Raw genomic sequence first — 16,090 nt, 5'->3', positions numbered from 1 at the left:
TGACAACGCCCAACGGTAGCCGAAGTGGTATAATTAAATTGATTGGAACAGTTTAATTAAGGATGACTAGGGGATGAATGGCATGGCAGAAACGGCACAGTTAGAAGCTGCTGTACAGGCATTAAGCGATATTGTAAAAATGAATACGGTAAATAACCATGAGCAATTGGTGGCGGATTATTTGGTCACACTTTTAAAGCAACATGGTATTGAAGCACAATCAATCGAGTACGCTCCCGGGCGGGTGAACTTGGTGGCCGAAATTGGTGATGGTCACGGTCCAGTCATCGCGTTGGATGGTCATGAAGATACGGTGGCGTTGGGTGATGCAGATAAATGGCACACGGACCCGTTGGCAGCAACTATCAAAGATAATCGGTTGTATGGTCGCGGTGTGACGGACATGAAGGCTGGACTAATGGCTGAAGTCTTCGCGATGATTGCATTGCACGATCAGGACGCCCCACTCCATGGCACGGTGCGGTTACTCGCAACTGTGGGAGAAGAAGTCGACCATTTAGGCGCTGAACAATTGACGGAACTCGGTTACGCCGATGATATTCAAACGTTGATCTGTGCGGAACCAAGCGGTGCGGACAAACAACTTTTACTGACCAAGTCGATTCAAGCCATGTTAGGTGTTGACGGCGATACGGCGCAACGGATGGCGGATGCGAATCCGACGACCGAACAACACTTCATCGAATTAGCGCATAAGGGTTCACTGACTTATACGATTAAAGCGCAAGGGGTGGCGGCCCACAGTTCGATGCCAGCGATTGGTCAAAACGCCATCGATATGTTGATGACTTACTATCAGAAACAAACCGCCTATTTTGACAGTTTCAAGACTATCGTTAATCCCGTATTGGGCCCAACCGTACCTGTCGTGACGTTAATTAGTGGTGGCGAACAGGTCAACACCGTCCCAGCCAGTGCCGAAATGTCAGTAAAAATTCGGACGATTCCAGAATTACGGAATGACCGCTTGATTAAGAATTTGGAAGCCATCGTTGCTGAATGCAATGCAGATGGTGCCAATCTAACGATGGACATCGCAAGTTCGTTCTACCCAGTGCATACGCCGGAAGATAGCCAGTTGGTCCAGTTGGCGAAGAAGGTTGGGGAACAAGTCTTACAACAACGGCTCCCGTACTTTGGTGCTCCTGGTGGGACGGACGCATCGTCTTATATTGTAAAGAGTCCTGATATGCAAGTGATTGTCTTCGGACCCGGCAATATTACAGCGCACCAAGTTAATGAATATGTTGATTTGGATATGTATGGGCGCTTCATCGAGATTTATCAAAAAATGATTACGGAATTGCTGGCTTAACGGAAACGTCAATAAGTGTGAATTTAATTGTGCCGGAAAAGGTTTCAAAAAAAGTAATAGTCGTTTCAAGAATTGATTCTTGAAATGACTATTACTTTTTTTGAGCAAGGCGACTGAATCTCGGTGTATCTAACTTAATAATGATTGTGGTGACGGTTGTGCGTTATTCAGTTATTCGTGATGCCCAAACCGTTGCAAGTAACTCGAAAAATCTTCGTGATCCTGGGTAATGCCAGCTTCCTTTTCTTCATACCAATTAATTTTGTCGTTGAGAATCTGTAGATGATGCTGAACTTCGTTGAACTGGACGAGAAAGTCTTCTTTAACGTGTTTGAGTAGTGCTAATCGCTGGGGAATCGTGTCGTCGCCGGCTGCGCGCCAGGTAACGTATTGTTGCAATTCGCTAATACTCATACCCGTTCCTTTAAGATGCAATAAGAATTTGACCCAGTTAATATCGGCAGTCTCATAATAGCGCCGGCCATTGTCTAAGCGATGTGGTTCAATCAAGCCCGCTTTTTCGTAGTAGCGTAGTGTGGGGGCGCTGAGACCAACGGCTTTAGCGAAGTCACCGATTGAATAACGTTCTGTAGTAGTCCTTACCAATTTTAAAATTCTCCTTATTCTAACTTTTATTTGAAGTAACTTTAGCAATAACAATACCACGAAATCCTATTTTAGCAAGCTTAAACTTTATTGTTGACTTAAAGTGCACTTTAAGTTGTAAGCTGTATTCATCAATCAGTTAGCAAGCAAATAATTAAGGAGTGTTTTTAATATGACAACAACTAATAATAGCGGCCTATTTGGATTAGGTGTAAAGAATGAGGCCTACCAACAATACTTTATCGGTCAAAGTTACCTGAATGCCTTAGCCGGTGATGAGCAGGTCGACGTGAATGTTTCCAACGTGACGTTTGAACCTGGCTGTCGGAATAATTGGCATATCCATCATAACGGATACCAAATCTTATTGGTAACGAGTGGTGAAGGTTGGTATCAAGAGGCTGGTAAACCAGCCCAGTTATTGCATCCCGGTGACGTGGTCACAATTCATCCTGGTGTGAAGCATTGGCATGGTGCAACAAAGGATAGTTGGTTTGCCCACATCGCGATTACTAAGGGAACTAGCGAATGGCTCGAACCAGTTGATGATGAAGCCTACGCAAAATTATAAAAGTTAAAGTAGTTATCGAAGGAGGAAACTAATATGACAGTTAAACAAACCGCAGGACGCGACAACTTAGGCAAATTAGCACCACAGTTTGCCGCATTAAATGATGATGTGTTATTTGGTGAAGTCTGGGCACGCGAAAGCGCACTAAGTTTACATGATCGGAGCATGATTACCATTGCGTGCTTAATGACCAGTGGTGATTTTCCACAATTAAAGGCGCATTTTAAGATGGGCAAGAATCATGGTATCTCAAAGGATGAATCCGTTGAAATCGTTACCCACTTGGCTTTCTATGCGGGATGGCCTAAGGCGTGGTCAGCAATGGCACTGATTAAAGAAGTTTACGGTGAATAGGAGGAATAGTTAGGTGACAGTTAAAAACAAAGTCGTTGTGATTACGGGGGCCTCGTCCGGAATTGGGGCGACGACCGCTAAGCAATTAGCCAGTAATGGTGCTAAAGTCGTATTGGGTGCACGACGTGAAGAACGCCTGGCCGCTTTAGTTGATGAAATCAAGGCAGCCGGTGGACAAGCGGCCTATCAGGTGACGGATGTAACGAAGTCAGCCGATGTACAAGCACTAGTTAAGCTAGCGCAAACGCAATTCGGTGGGCTTGACGTGATTTTCAATAATGCCGGGATTATGCCGACATCACCAATCAGTGCTTTGAACACGGATGAATGGGACCAGATGATTGATATTAACATCAAAGGCGTCTTGAACGGGGTGGCAGCGGTCATGCCAATCTTTACCGCTCAAAAATCTGGTCAGATTATTACGACATCTTCAGTGGCTGGGATTAAGTCCTTTGCTGGCTCCGGCGTGTACGGTGCTACGAAGTTTGCGGTTCGTAATTTGATGGAAGTCATTCGGATGGAAAGTGCCCAAGAAGGTACTAATATTCGAACGGTCAGCTTATATCCAGCGGCCATCAATACGGAATTACTGCACACGATTACGGATAAGACGGCCAAACAGAATATGACTGATTTTTATCAACAAGTGGGAATCAGTCCAGCAGCCGTTGCAAACGTGGTCAACTTTGCCATTGACCAACCAGAAGATGTTAACGTTAATGAATTTACGATTTATCCGACGAAGCAGGCTTAACTTGATTTAGCTGTTGTTATCGGTTGTTTGAGCTAGTTGCCGATAAGTCGAAAATGTGAATTCAAAAAATACAAGCACCCGGTCTAGCGCATAATGGCGTTGCTAGACCGGGTGCTTGCTGTTGTTATATTGTATTAATAATATTTAATTAGTGGGCCTACTTCAACCGTAAGCCACGCTTTAAGTTGCCCCAGAAACCGAGTTCATCCGTTTGTAACATTAGCCCACCATAGATTCGGCCGATGTAGATCATACTTCCAATGATTGTTGCAATGAGAATCAGGAGTGACACGATTGCAGCGGGCATCGTTGCCATGCCGTTAATGAGGCGTAATGGCATGAAGTATGATGAGAAGAACGGAATATATGAGAAAATCTTAACGAAGAGATTGGTGGGTGTGTTCTGAAAGGCTAGGGCCATGAAAAACGCTAGCATACTCAGATAGATGACCGGCTGTGCTGCCTTGCTAGCATCCGCGACCCGGGTCACCAAAGCACCACAGAAGGCCGATGCTACGGTGTAGAGTAGTACGGCCAGTAATGCAAACAACAAGTTGATTGAGACCAAGTTGTGAATTACTTGATTGATCAGATCGGTATTCTGTTGCCAAAAATCAATTGTGAGTGAGCTACGTTTAACGAATTGCATGACGGCAAAGCCACCCACTAAGTAGACGAGCAGCTGAGTCACAATGACTAGTAAGACACCGTAAATTTTACCATTGAAGTATTTCCGCGGTGTCGTACTCGAGAAGATGACTTCCATAATCTTGGTGCCTTTGTCTGCGGCAATTTCTTGGGCTGTGATTGCTGAATAAGTGGTCAAAATCAAGTAGACAAAGAAGACGACAATATAGAAGGAGACCGTTTTAGCCGTTTTATCTGAAGCAGCGTGTTTCTGTAATTGTTCAGTAAATTTGGGCTGTACAGCCAACGCCTGGGTCTGCTTGGCACTTAGTTGTGCGCGCTGTACGTTACGTTGGCTTTGGGCAGTGGCTAAGAACTGCTGAATCTTAGCCTTGTCACCGCCGCTGACAGCATTAGGACCAGTGAACTGCGCTTGCAACTGTTGATTCTTGGTTGTTAAAACGAGGTAGCCGGCGATGTCATTGCGCTTCGTCGCCGCCTTAGCGCTGGCGAGTGTTTGGTATTTATTAGCGGTAGCCACATGACTCTGCTTAATGAAACTTGTGCGTAATTGTGGGCTAGTGCTAACGACCGCGATGTCATTCTTACTAGCGCTGGGTGCAGCAAAATAAGAAAAGGCGGCCACGAACCCGAAGAACAAGAAGGGCATAAAGACGAGTGACAAAAAGCTCCAGGACTTGATCTGCCGCAAGTAGGTTTCAAAAGTCACAATCCAAGTCTTATTCATGGTTAACACCTCCCGCTTCAGTTCGGAAAATCTCATCCAGCGTTGGTGGCTGCTGACTGAACTCTTCAATGTAATGACCAGCAGTGACTTGATCAAAAATCGCTGGACCAACTGAAGCATCTGCAAGTTCGAGTCGGAATCGACGGGCACCCTGTTGAGTAACGGTGGTGACTCCTGGTAGATCGGCCAGTTGCGCTTGTGACCAGTCAGTCGTCAAGAAGAGACGGGTCCGGCCAAACTGGGCGCGAACATCTTCAACAGTACCCTTAAGGACTACTTCACCATTACGTAGCATAACGAGTGAGTCACAGATCGCTTCGACATTACTCATATCATGACTGGAAAAAATAATCGCGGCGCCCCGTTGCTTAGCATCTAAAATGGCTTGCTTGAGCAGGTCGGCGTTGACCGGGTCCAAACCACTGAACGGTTCGTCTAAGATAATCAGTTTGGGATCATGAATTAAAGTACAAATCAGCTGGACCTTTTGTTGGTTTCCTTTAGATAACTTATCAATCTTATCGGTCGGCTGCCCCTTGACCGCAAAGCGCTTCATCCATGCGGCAATTTTTCCCTTGGTCACCCGTGCCGGCTGATTTTTCAAACGGGCCAAGTACACGATTTGTTGTGTGATGGTTAATTTGGACATTAGGCTACGTTCTTCGGGTAAATAGCCGATTTGATCGTAGTCATCAGCGGTCAACGGTTGCCCATTCCAAGTGATTTGACCGTCGAATGATAGAAAATTTAAGATGCTGTGAAACGTAGTTGATTTCCCCGCGCCATTTTGACCAATCAATCCCATGATTTCCCCGTCATGGACGTCAAATGACACGTCATTTAATGCTTGAACAGTCCCGAAACGCTTCTGAATATGTGCGATGGATAGCATTAGTTTGTCCCCCAAATTCTTAAAATAAAGTCATTACGTGTTGTGCGAGCTAATTAGTCATGAAATAGGATTAAAACGTACCAAGTTTAGATTGTTATTCGTCAGCCGTTGCGCGTCCTATTCCGACCTCCGGGGCTGGGTGACAATTGCTGGAACGTAGCCGACGTCGATTTGAGCTAACGCCCAACCCGCGTCATCTCAAATACGAGTCTTATTCTAAGCCGGAAGCAACCCACTTCCAGCTAAGAATAATTTGGCTACTGAGCATTGTCACCCAGCCCCTCCAGTCGGGAACCCGCTCGAATGGCTGATGAACGGCTACTTAACTTGGTGAAATTTGTCGTTGGCTATTTTGATACGGGAACTTTAAATAAAACATCAGGGTGCATAACCTACTTTGTCGCAACATTCAATTTTGACTACAGCGGCTTAAGATGTTGAGCTATTCCAATATCATTTTCAGTCTGATAGTTGCTGAGAGAAATTACTATTTATGAAAAACAATGACGAATTCACCAAAAGTTGGGTCCGCACATGTCCGCCATTCGAACACTGTCCCGACTGGAAGGCGTTTCGGCCAATGCTCAGCGGTGAAATTCCACTTAGCAAGCGTCCTTTGCTTGGTTAGTGGAAGACCAGTATTTAAGACGTGGGTTGCGGCTTAAATCTGTGTCCACCGCGTTCCAGCAATTGGCAGAAATGCCTGGAAGTCGGCGTAGGACGAACGAACTAAGCAGGTTTACGCTAATTCGAACTGTTTCCAGCGGGCCTAAGCTGGCTGCTTTTGAACTTACACAATTGGCACGTTTTAATCCTAATTAGGCCTAATAACTATTAGCAATCATTGTTTGATTTTATGATGACATAGTTGATTCGGTGTGACAAGGGCGTGCGCTTGGTTCTAAGTGAAGCTTATTTGGGCAAGCAGGCGTTTTCAAGAGCTAATAGGGCGCGTTTCATTGGCAAACCACCACGATAGCCGCCAAGTTGACCGTCTTTGCGGCGGATACGATGGCAGGGGATCACAATAAGGAGTGGATTTTTACCAACGGCGCTGGCGACAGCTCGGACTGCGGTAGGGTGATTGATCATTGTGGCGAGTTGTGAATAAGTTGCAGTTTGACCGTATGGAATACGGGTTAAAGCTTGCCAAACTTGGTGTTGTAAAGGGGTGCCCGTCGTTTGGTCGAGGGGTATGTCAAAATGCTGGCGTTGACCAGTTAGGTAATCATGTAATTCTTGACAGGCCTGTTGATTAGCTTGTTGATCATAATGAATATTAGCGGATTTGAAGAAGGCTTGCCATTCGTCGCGTGGACCGTTGGCACGGCCGACAAAGCCTAAGCCGGTGGGCGTTGTGCCCAGCCAGTAAGTTTGCTGGTTAATGGTTGTTTGGGTCAATGTTAAGTGCATGTGTGAGCCCTCCGTCTCAATTAGGATAGCGTTAGTATAACAGAATTGGTGGTGTGACGACCTGATTAAATCAGAACATCACTGCTATATTTTAATGAAAAAAGCCAGTGCGAACGATTAATTGTTCGCACTGGCTTTGATGTCAATGATAAAGCTTGAATTTGATAATTGCAGATGCTGATTAGTACCAGCCGTTTGCTTGCCAGAACGCTTTAGCAGCAGTCCATGAGCCGTAACGGCCAGCGACGTATGCGTCGGCAGTCGCTTCTTGGTTGGCGGCAGAATAATCGCCATTTAAGAGGGATTGACCAAGTTGATATTTACCATAGTAAATACCGTTGGTTACGGTGTAGGAGCCACCAGATTCGCGAGCAGCAATCCAAGCCTTGGCAGCAGCCTCAGATGTACTAGTCGAGCTGGTTGTCGTGTTTGTTGTTGAACTGGCCGTGCTTGAGCTAGCTTGACTGGCAGTTGTGCTGCTAGTACTTGCACTACTAGTTGCGGCTGAACTAGCGGTGGTCGTCGTGCTTTGACTGGTTACCGTTGTACTTTGACTAGCCGCACTTTTTACTGAACTAGCACTGGCTTGACTAGTACTGCTTTGGCTAGCGGCCGACGTTGCACTCTGGCTCGTCGTACTAGTGACTGAACTAGCACTGGCTTGACTAGTACTACTTTGGCTAGTGGCCGACGTTGCACTCTGGCTCGTCGTACTAGTGACTGAACTAGCACTAGCTTGACTAGTACTGCTTTGGCTAACGGCCGACGTCGCGCTTTGGCTCGTTGCACTGGTAACTGAGCTGGCGCTGTTTTGACTCGTGCTGCTCTGGCTAACGGCTGATGTGCTGCTTTGACTGGCTGCACTGGTAACTGAGCTGGCACTGGCTTGACTCGCTGTGCTTTGACTAACCGTTGACGTGGCGGTAACGGTGCTAGTAGGATTTTGAACGGCGGCACTAGTTGTTGTAGTCGTCGTGCTTGGCGTGGCTACTGAGGTGGTGGCCCGTGTCATTTTAACTGTCTGGTGTTTGTTAACTTGTAGTTTGTCCCCGACGTAGATTAAGTTGACGTTCTTCAAATGGTTCAACTTTTGAACGGCGGCAACGGTTGTTTTGTGAGTGTCTGCGATTTCACTGACAGTGTCACCAGCCTTGACCGTCACCGTATCGGCCTTAGCAGCAGTTGCACCAAGGGCAATGGCACCAGTTGTTGCTAATGAGGATAATAATAGGTGTTTAATTTTCATATAATTGATTCACTCCCAAACTAGATTAGACTTCCCTTAAAGTTTACCATCATGTAAGCGGTTCGTTAAGCGCAATTTGCTTACTGACGGACTTTTTAGAAAATAAAACATGCCCGATTAAGACATAGTGTAACAGATTAACGCTTACATTACCGCTAATTTGCAATGCAATCTTAGTGACGAGTGTGTCAATGTAGTGACCTGCGTAACGTGATTACGTTGACGGTGGGGGGCATGGTAGAATTGGACTTTTGAAAAGCCCTCCCAAATTGACTGCGGCTTGCACGTGTTCGACTTTACAGCAGACCATTTGCATAGTGGTTGATGAAGGACTGCAATAAGGGCCGATCATGGGGGGATTGCCAGTTTGCAGTCAGGCAAGTCCGATGCACCTATATGGCAACAGAAAAACGCGGCCCCCATATAGGACCGCGCTGATTGTATGTTCAGTTGTGCATGAATGTGTTTAGTAATAACCGTTGGCTTCCCAGAAGGCCTTGGCCGCTACCCATGAACCGTAGCGTGAAGCCACGTATTCGTCAGCGACGGTTTCCTGATTAGAAGCTGAGTAGTCACCGTTTAGAAGTGACTTGCTGAGTTGATACTTACCATAATAGTTCCCGTTAGATGCGGTATAGGAGCCACCGGATTCCTTGTTGGCAATCCAGGCTTTTGCGGCAGCTTCAGCACTACTTGATGTGCTAGTTGTTGATGAACTGCTGCTAGTGCTCGTTGTGGTGCTGCTTGAAGTGGTAGCACTACTGCTGGCTGCCGTACTTGTGCTGGCGGCACTGGAAGCAGTGGTGTTGCTCAACTTCGTCATAGATGCGGAAGTAGCGGTTGAACTTGATGCCGTGCTAGCTTGGCTCGTTGCAGAGCTTGAAGTGGCACTGCTAGTTGACGAACTGGCGGCACTGCTTGAAGCAGCACTGCTGGTTGATGAACTGGTGGCACTACTTGATGCCGCGCTGGCGGTTGACGTGCTGGTCACGCTACTTGAAGCAGCACTTGTGCTTGATGAGCTGGCAGCACTACTTGAGGTGACACTTGTCGTTGACGAACTGGTAGCCGTGCTAGCTGCTGACGTACTTGTACTGCTGCTAACGGATGCGCTGCTGGCACTTTGGGTGCTAGTACTGTTGGCCGTTGAACTGGCAGTACTGGTCGAACTAGCCGTACTTGAAGCAGCACTAGCTGGTACTTGGGCAGTAACCGTGGTTGCGTGGTGTTTGCCGTTGACTTCCAGTTTGTCACCGATATAGATCAAGTTAACGTTCTTTAAATGGTTGGCTTTTTGAATCGCTTTGATGGTCGTCTTATGCGTTAAAGCAATTTCACTGACAGTATCGCCAGCTTTAACGACAACGGTATCGGCATTAGCAACGGTAGTACCTAAAGCTAACAGACCGGTAGCTGCCAATGAAGTTAATAGGGCATTTTTAATTTTCATAAGTTAATCAGTCACTCCTATAAAAGTTGTGTTGTTATTTCGATTGAATGGTGATTAGTATACCGACCGCAGATTGCAAAGCAATAAATAACAGATTACGGTTTGAGCCAATTTTGTAATAAAGTAACATGGTGTAACAAGTTAACACTTTCATCATGTTTTCGCCACATTATCATCACACTCGCGGTAAAATTCAGAAGGTAACTTAAAAAATGGTTTAAAGCTGTGAGCGATATTCTTATTAATTCAGTAAAATTTGTTATAATCGAAACCGTTAAGCAGAACGTCGTGTAAGGGAGCGAGTAATAATGTATTATTTTGTGAATACCAGCATTAACCCGAAAAAATCGGGAATTGAACATGCTGAAATGAAACGGCTGGCGCTTTTTAACCAGCATCACGTTCCTGCTAAGATGGTGACCAGATTCTTTTCATTGTCATTACATCAAACCTTGAAGTCAGCGGGAATTGCGGCTGAAAATCAAATTAATCTGTTTGATTTCATTCAGCATTCCAGTGAACGGCCAACGACTAAGATGACGATTGAAGATCTGCATCTAGCACCGGACTTGCGGGTGCAATCCGTTGGGCGTCATTATGAAGTTTATCAAAATGACCAATTATTAATGAAGGTCAATACATTTCTGAACACTCAAAAACAACTGAACAATGTCCAATATTATGATCAAAATGGTAAGTTAGTGAAGACCGATTGGTACGATACCCGGGGATTTAAAGGGCTTGAACAGTTCTATGCCGCTGATGGACAAGTAGCAAGTGAACAAGTCTTTAATCCGGACGGGGAGGTTGTCTATCAGACATTTCATATGGCAGATCGACAAAATCAGGTCCAAAATTCACTTTATCGATTCATTAATTATGAGGGGCAAGACTGGTCATTTGCTGGTGAAACGGCAATGACAACCTTTTTCCTCGATGAACTTAATCGGAGGACGCCGCATGCGGTCTTTGTCATTGATCGGACGTATGAGTTGGCTTACGCCGCACTTCACATGCGAACTAAAGCGTTTAAAGTCATGCACTTACACAGTAATCACGTTAATGATCCAGCACATCCTAAGACGGCTAGTCTCAACTTTAATTATGCTTACGCGCTCAATAACCTAGACCAATGGAACGGCGTCATTGCGTCGACTAAGCAACAAACTGCTGACTTTCAAGCCCGCTTTGGCAATCAACCCGCCGTTTATACGATTCCAGTTGGGATTGTCGATGACGCGACTTTGAATGCGCCCAAGCCATCTTTTGATCAGCGCACCGCAGGCAAGATTATTTTTGTGGCGCGTTTAGCCGAAGAAAAGCAACAAGATCAGGTGATCCGGGCATTCAAAAAGGTATTGGCCCAAGTGCCGAATGCGACCCTTGATTTCTGGGGCTATGCAAATGGTGATACCGGCAAACAACTGCATCAACTTGTGGAACAGCTGGGACTGAAAGCGGCAGTTACGTTTAATGATTATACGACCGATTTAACAGCTGTCTATAATGATGCGCAGTTGGCGATGTTAACGTCGCGGGCAGAAGGTTTTGCACTTGCCTTGCTTGAAGGTCAGGCCCATGGGGTGCCCCAGATTGCCTATGATGTCAAATATGGGCCACGTGATATTATTCAAGACGGTCGCGATGGTCAATTGGTGCCGGTCAATGATGAAAATGCGTTGGCTACGGCGATGATCGACTTGTTAACGCAGCCGAAAAAGTTAGCCATGTATAGTCAACAGGCTTATCAAGATGCCCAACGCTTTAGCACAACGGCTGTTTGGCAACAGTGGCAACCACTCATGAAAGCCGCAGCCGATTTTTATCAAGTTGAGGGGGCAACACAGCGATGAATTTTTTTGTGAACCAATATTTAATGGCGTTAAATTCTGGTGTGGAACATGCCGAATTCAAACGGCTCCAGTTGTTTAAAGATCATCAGGCACCGGCTAAACTAGTAACGCGTCAATTCGATGGTTTGTTACATCAGAATATGCGGCGCTTCAATATTGCCGATGATCAGATGGCCAACTTGTTTGACTTTTTTCGTGAAACGACCAGCTTTTCCAGTCGGGTCATCAAGATGGCTGATTTGAACTGGCCAACTGCCTATGACATTAAGCCGGACCCCAATGTCAGTGAGGTGCGAGCTGGTGATCGGCTGGTTGCTAAGGTCCACTTTGTCCCCAGCACGGTGGGGCATGTGTACTTCATTGAAATTTTTGATCACTTCAATAATCTTGTTCAGCGTACTGATTATGATGAACGGGGCTTTAAGGCCCGTGATGAATTCTTCTCGTCAGCCGGGGAACCAATCACGGATATTTTCTATCGACCAGATGGTAGTCGGATGGCCGAACAGTATTATACGCATGATAATAATGGGACTAATTATGTTTCGTTGTGCCATCTTATCAATTATCATGGCCGTGACTACTACTTTAATGGTGAACAAGAATGGTACCGGTTCTTCTTAGATGAACTGAACAAGCAATATGATGAAAACAACGTCTTTATTGCGGATCGGCCGTTAGCTGCTCAGTGGCCGGTGGTGAACATGCAGACGGCGGCTAAAAAATATTTGTGGTTACCCACGCCACATGCAGTCGATCCGCGTGATCAAGTCTATTCTAATTTGAATAACGCGTATGTTTATGGCCTGCACGAGTTTCTGAGTGCTTGGGACGGTGTGATTACGAGTACCGAACAACAGAAGCAAGATTTGACGCAGTGGCTCGGTGGTCAACCGAGTGTCCCAATCCTGACGATTTCAGCAGCCATTGTTTCCAAACAGCAAGCTCAACACGCACCAATTTCGATCAGTGAACGTCATGCGCATGAAATTATTTATACCGGCCGTTTGGATGCGGAACGGCGCGTCGATCAGCTAGTGACAGCTTTTGACCAAGTGCACCATAAGATTACGGATGCGACCTTAGTGATTTACGGGTATGGTGGTGAGCTTGACCGTCTAAAACAGCAAGTGTCCCAGTTGCACTTAGAGACCGCCGTGACTTTTGCTGGGTATCAACCGAACTTAACAATGGCTTATGATCAGGCCGGTGCCTACGTTTATACTGGTGAAAGTGATGCGCAGCCATTATCGTTAATTGAAGCCCTTAGTCATGGTGTGCCAGCAATTGCTTATGATATTAACTATGGCCCTAAGGATGTTTTGAAGGATGGCAAGAATGGTTATCTGGTCACGGATGGTGTCGTCAACCAACTAGTCAGAGCGCTGACCCGAACACTTGAAAGTCCGCAACGTCAGCAACGACTTAGCAAGGGGGCCTATCGGAGTAGTGAACAATATAGTGATGAACAAGTTTGGCAACAGTGGCAGCCGGTTGTTCAGTGAATATCAAAAATGGTCTGACTTTAGTGGTCAGACCATTTTTTAAACGCTAATGTCAAAAAGACCTAATAACAACGGCGGGGATCGCTAATCTGACCACGTTGTTAGGTACTGGGTAATTGCAGTCTGTACGGGGCGCAGTGCCGCCGCCGGTTGCGTGTTAGTCAGTAAAAAGAATTGGCGTTGGTAATGAGCACTTAGCTGTTCGATGGGAATCTCGTTGCTTAAAACGTGACGTGAAATAATTGTTTGGCCGATACCATGAGCGAGGAGGTCCGCGATGATTTGGTTACTGTGGATGACCATGACTTGTGCTGGCTGAATGTTGCGAGCTTTTAAAAAGGCGTTGGTATAATGACGCACACCGGAATTAGGTTCACGTAGCAGCCAGAGGGGACTGGCAAAGTCGCCCGCATGGACGAGCTCATCGTGACCAAACGGCAAGCGATTGAGCTGGTCAGTAACGAGTGGCTTTTCAACTAAACCAAAGTCCAGTTTGTGTTGGGACATAGCGGTCAAAATTTCGGCCGAATTGGCAAGCGTCACTTGAAAGTCAAAGCGATCACTGACGGCACTCAAATTGGCTAATAAGGTGGGTAGAATCAGACGCCCAGTTGTGTGTGAGGCACCAATCCGGCAAGGAACTTTCACCAAGTGGCGTGGTGATTGCACCGCTGTTTTGGTAGCGGCCCAAGTTGTTAACAGCTTTTGAGCCTGTTGATAGAGGAGCTGACCACTGGCAGTAGGAACGATTTCTTGGCGCCCGTTACGTGTTAAGAGCGTGGTTTGTAAATCGGCTTCAAGTTGTTTGATTTGTGTTGAGACGGTGGGCTGGGAAATAAAAAGTTGCTCGGCGGCATGGGAGAAGTTGCGAGTTTCGTATACCGCACAGAACGTTTCCAATTGTTTAAACATTGTGTTCACCCCTAACTATTATGTTTATTAATAGTAACTATCATAATAATTTATTTCTCAAATGTAAATAACTTTCGTATACTTAAAAGCATCGAGATAGAGATGGGAGAAAGCGAATGAAGGTCAAAGGGATTTTACCGGGGTTAGTGACCAGTCTGGTCATTGCAATTATTAGTCAAGGATTGGCGCAATTTGTGCCAGCGTTAGGTGCGGCTACTATCGCGATTCTACTAGGAATCATTGGTGGCAATACGTTTCTGAAACAACCGCAACTTGGTCGGGGGACTAAGTTCGCAGAAAGTAAGCTGTTGGAATATTCCGTGATGTTGCTCGGTGCGACGATGACGGTACAGACAATCGGCAAAATTGGTGGGTTCGGCGTGCTCTTTATTCTTTGCCAAATGACGATTACGATTGTTGGGGCTTTGTGGTTAGGGCGTAAGCTGGGTTTCAGTCAGTCGGTACGTATGTTGATGGCCGGCGGTAACGCCGTGTGTGGGTCGTCGGCGATTGCATCAATCGCCCCCGTTATTGACGCGGATGAAGATGATAAGGGGACTGTCATTACCTTAGTTAACTTGATGGGGACAGTGCTGATGTTAACGTTACCGGTCTTAGGAATGGCCGTGTTTGGTGGCAGTGTCATTCTTAAAGGGGCGTTGATTGGGGGAACTTTACAATCAGTTGGGCAGGTAGTGGCCGCAGCTAGTATGGTTAATCAAACAACGGTTCAATTTGCAACGATTTTCAAAATTATGCGGATTATGATGCTAGTCGTCGTTGTTTTGATTTTTGGCCGGTTACACCAACGCACGATTGAAAATGAATTGGCTGAGGATGCTGTCGTCAGTGGTAATGGGAACGGTCATTGGTTACCATGGTACGTGGCCGGGTTCTTAATCTTATGTGCATTGAATAGCTTGATTTCGTTACCAGCAATTATTGGCGCAACGGCTCATACAATCAGCAGTTGGTTTGAAATCATTGCGTTAGCAGCTATCGGGTTACGTTTGAATCTTGTTAACTTTATGAAAGCTGGCAAGCGCTTAGCACTGTATGGCTTAGGCGTGGGGACGATTCAGGTCGTCAGCGCCTTGATTTTAATTACGTTATTACTGCAACATTAATTGGGTTTTGAGACACTTAAATCGCAATCATGGTTAATCATTCAATTAATCATGATTGCGATTTTTCATCTAAGAGAGTAGGAATGTTCATGCTAACTTATCGAGTCACACCAGCGATTGAATTGCGAGAACCGCTACCCCAAAGCGATGCGCCGGCATTACTAGCATTATTAACCGCTAATCGTGCGCAGTATCAGTATTATTTGCCATGGGTGGCTAAAATTCAAACGGTGGCGGATGAACAACGCTTTTTAACCGTAGCACAGCTTCAGTTACAATGGTCGCAAGCGCTCAACCTAGTCATTGTCGTTGAACAACGGGTTGCGGGAATGGTTAGCTGTGACCACTTCGATGATAACGACCACAGTGCCAACATCGGCTATTGGTTGGGACGACCATTTCAGGGACGCGGCGTCATGACGGCTGCCGTCCGTGGCGTTTGTGATTTGGGTTTTAATCAGTATCATCGGCAATGTTTGCGGATTCGTGCGGCGGTGGACAATCAGGCAAGCAATGCGGTGGCGCAACGGGCGGGCTTTGGCTTTTTGATTCAGCATTCAGGTGGTCAGCACTTATTGGATGGCGATCATGATGAGAATGTGTATCAGGTTTCAGCGGTTGATTGGCTGGCGAAGCGCCACAAGTGATGACGATTAAACAAAATAAAACTGACTAGCCAAGATGGTTAGTCAG

At 46.1% G+C, this 16,090-nt stretch carries 15 protein-coding genes; 8 read left to right on the top strand and 7 right to left on the bottom strand.

Annotated elements, in window-relative coordinates; genetic code table 11:
- Positions 1 to 73 precede the first annotated feature (73 nt).
- Complete coding sequence (locus tag V7R88_RS11540; RefSeq protein ID WP_054395849.1) at positions 74 to 1,336, top strand: ArgE/DapE family deacylase; 1,263 nt, start codon at positions 74 to 76, stop codon at positions 1,334 to 1,336.
- A 171-nt stretch (positions 1,337 to 1,507) separates the two neighbouring features.
- Here V7R88_RS11540 and V7R88_RS11535 read toward each other — a convergent pair whose 3' ends face one another.
- Positions 1,508 to 1,942: a MerR family transcriptional regulator gene (locus V7R88_RS11535; protein WP_003644761.1), complete on the bottom strand. Its 435-nt coding sequence runs from the start codon at positions 1,940 to 1,942 to the stop codon at positions 1,508 to 1,510.
- 172 nt (positions 1,943 to 2,114) lie between these two features.
- On the opposite strand from V7R88_RS11535, the gene V7R88_RS11530 reads away from it, so the two are divergent.
- From V7R88_RS11530 to V7R88_RS11520, 3 genes are read left to right on the top strand one after another with little or no spacing between them, the layout of a single operon-like run.
- Positions 2,115 to 2,513, top strand: coding sequence for a cupin domain-containing protein (locus V7R88_RS11530; protein ID WP_003644760.1), 399 nt, complete (start codon positions 2,115 to 2,117; stop codon positions 2,511 to 2,513).
- A gap of 33 nt (positions 2,514 to 2,546) precedes the next feature.
- Entirely contained in the window at positions 2,547 to 2,867 is a 321-nt protein-coding gene (locus V7R88_RS11525; protein WP_054395847.1) for a carboxymuconolactone decarboxylase family protein, read from the top strand.
- Positions 2,868 to 2,880: 13 nt separating this feature from the next.
- On the top strand, positions 2,881 to 3,624 hold the full coding sequence (locus V7R88_RS11520; protein WP_338816252.1) for an SDR family oxidoreductase: 744 nt from the start codon (positions 2,881 to 2,883) through the stop codon (positions 3,622 to 3,624).
- A gap of 157 nt (positions 3,625 to 3,781) precedes the next feature.
- Here V7R88_RS11520 and V7R88_RS11515 read toward each other — a convergent pair whose 3' ends face one another.
- From V7R88_RS11515 to V7R88_RS11495, 5 genes are all read right to left on the bottom strand, one after another.
- Positions 3,782 to 4,999, bottom strand: coding sequence for an ABC transporter permease (locus V7R88_RS11515; RefSeq protein WP_054395845.1), 1,218 nt, complete (start codon positions 4,997 to 4,999; stop codon positions 3,782 to 3,784).
- Positions 4,992 to 5,891, bottom strand: coding sequence for an ABC transporter ATP-binding protein (locus V7R88_RS11510; protein ID WP_054395844.1), 900 nt, complete (start codon positions 5,889 to 5,891; stop codon positions 4,992 to 4,994). The genes V7R88_RS11515 and V7R88_RS11510 overlap by 8 nt, the downstream gene beginning before the upstream one ends.
- Before the next feature lie 912 nt (positions 5,892 to 6,803).
- Positions 6,804 to 7,304 (bottom strand): methylated-DNA--[protein]-cysteine S-methyltransferase, encoded by a 501-nt coding sequence (locus tag V7R88_RS11505; RefSeq protein ID WP_054395842.1) that lies wholly within the window; start codon positions 7,302 to 7,304, stop codon positions 6,804 to 6,806.
- 181 nt (positions 7,305 to 7,485) lie between these two features.
- Positions 7,486 to 8,550, bottom strand: coding sequence for a LysM peptidoglycan-binding domain-containing protein (locus V7R88_RS11500; RefSeq protein ID WP_057717782.1), 1,065 nt, complete (start codon positions 8,548 to 8,550; stop codon positions 7,486 to 7,488).
- Between the two features lie 466 nt (positions 8,551 to 9,016).
- Positions 9,017 to 10,000, bottom strand: a complete 984-nt coding sequence (locus V7R88_RS11495) for a LysM peptidoglycan-binding domain-containing protein (RefSeq protein WP_054395838.1) — start codon at positions 9,998 to 10,000, stop codon at positions 9,017 to 9,019.
- Between the two features lie 308 nt (positions 10,001 to 10,308).
- Here V7R88_RS11495 and V7R88_RS11490 point away from each other — a divergent pair, with 308 nt between their 5' ends.
- Together V7R88_RS11490 and asp1 are read left to right on the top strand one after the other, a co-directional pair.
- Positions 10,309 to 11,853, top strand: coding sequence for a glycosyltransferase (locus V7R88_RS11490; protein WP_054395836.1), 1,545 nt, complete (start codon positions 10,309 to 10,311; stop codon positions 11,851 to 11,853).
- A complete protein-coding gene (asp1, locus tag V7R88_RS11485; protein ID WP_054395834.1) occupies positions 11,850 to 13,358 on the top strand; it encodes an accessory Sec system glycosyltransferase Asp1 in 1,509 nt (502 codons plus the stop codon). Before V7R88_RS11490 ends, asp1 begins: the two co-directional genes overlap by 4 nt.
- A gap of 84 nt (positions 13,359 to 13,442) precedes the next feature.
- Here asp1 and V7R88_RS11480 read toward each other — a convergent pair whose 3' ends face one another.
- The gene (locus V7R88_RS11480; protein ID WP_003642119.1) at positions 13,443 to 14,270 is read right to left on the bottom strand and encodes a LysR family transcriptional regulator; all 828 of its coding nucleotides are present in this window, start codon (positions 14,268 to 14,270) and stop codon (positions 13,443 to 13,445) included.
- A gap of 116 nt (positions 14,271 to 14,386) precedes the next feature.
- On the opposite strand from V7R88_RS11480, the gene V7R88_RS11475 reads away from it, so the two are divergent.
- Positions 14,387 to 15,397, top strand: coding sequence for a YeiH family protein (locus V7R88_RS11475; protein ID WP_013355871.1), 1,011 nt, complete (start codon positions 14,387 to 14,389; stop codon positions 15,395 to 15,397).
- An 83-nt stretch (positions 15,398 to 15,480) separates the two neighbouring features.
- Positions 15,481 to 16,044, top strand: coding sequence for a GNAT family N-acetyltransferase (locus V7R88_RS11470; protein WP_054395832.1), 564 nt, complete (start codon positions 15,481 to 15,483; stop codon positions 16,042 to 16,044).
- The last annotated feature ends 46 nt before the right edge of the window (positions 16,045 to 16,090 follow it).

It is taken from the genome of Lactiplantibacillus argentoratensis, assembly GCF_037290055.1.
In the GTDB taxonomy this organism is placed as follows: Bacteria; Bacillota; Bacilli; order Lactobacillales; family Lactobacillaceae; genus Lactiplantibacillus; species Lactiplantibacillus plantarum.
This window is presented reverse-complemented; position numbering and strand designations above follow the sequence as displayed.

Bases quoted from the DNA above. Each gene is read 5' to 3' on its own strand.
- V7R88_RS11480 (WP_003642119.1), bottom strand. From the start codon at position 14,270: ATGTTTAAACAATTGGAAACGTTCTGTGCGGTATACGAAACTCGCAAC.
- V7R88_RS11515 (WP_054395845.1), bottom strand. From the start codon at position 4,999: ATGAATAAGACTTGGATTGTGACTTTTGAAACCTACTTGCGGCAGATC.
- V7R88_RS11470 (WP_054395832.1), top strand. From the start codon at position 15,481: ATGTTCATGCTAACTTATCGAGTCACACCAGCGATTGAATTGCGAGAA.
- V7R88_RS11530 (WP_003644760.1), top strand. From the start codon at position 2,115: ATGACAACAACTAATAATAGCGGCCTATTTGGATTAGGTGTAAAGAAT.
- V7R88_RS11505 (WP_054395842.1), bottom strand. From the start codon at position 7,304: ATGCACTTAACATTGACCCAAACAACCATTAACCAGCAAACTTACTGG.
- asp1 (WP_054395834.1), top strand. From the start codon at position 11,850: ATGAATTTTTTTGTGAACCAATATTTAATGGCGTTAAATTCTGGTGTG.
- V7R88_RS11490 (WP_054395836.1), top strand. From the start codon at position 10,309: ATGTATTATTTTGTGAATACCAGCATTAACCCGAAAAAATCGGGAATT.
- V7R88_RS11495 (WP_054395838.1), bottom strand. From the start codon at position 10,000: ATGAAAATTAAAAATGCCCTATTAACTTCATTGGCAGCTACCGGTCTG.
- V7R88_RS11500 (WP_057717782.1), bottom strand. From the start codon at position 8,550: ATGAAAATTAAACACCTATTATTATCCTCATTAGCAACAACTGGTGCC.
- V7R88_RS11540 (WP_054395849.1), top strand. From the start codon at position 74: ATGAATGGCATGGCAGAAACGGCACAGTTAGAAGCTGCTGTACAGGCA.
- V7R88_RS11475 (WP_013355871.1), top strand. From the start codon at position 14,387: ATGAAGGTCAAAGGGATTTTACCGGGGTTAGTGACCAGTCTGGTCATT.
- V7R88_RS11525 (WP_054395847.1), top strand. From the start codon at position 2,547: ATGACAGTTAAACAAACCGCAGGACGCGACAACTTAGGCAAATTAGCA.
- V7R88_RS11510 (WP_054395844.1), bottom strand. From the start codon at position 5,891: ATGCTATCCATCGCACATATTCAGAAGCGTTTCGGGACTGTTCAAGCA.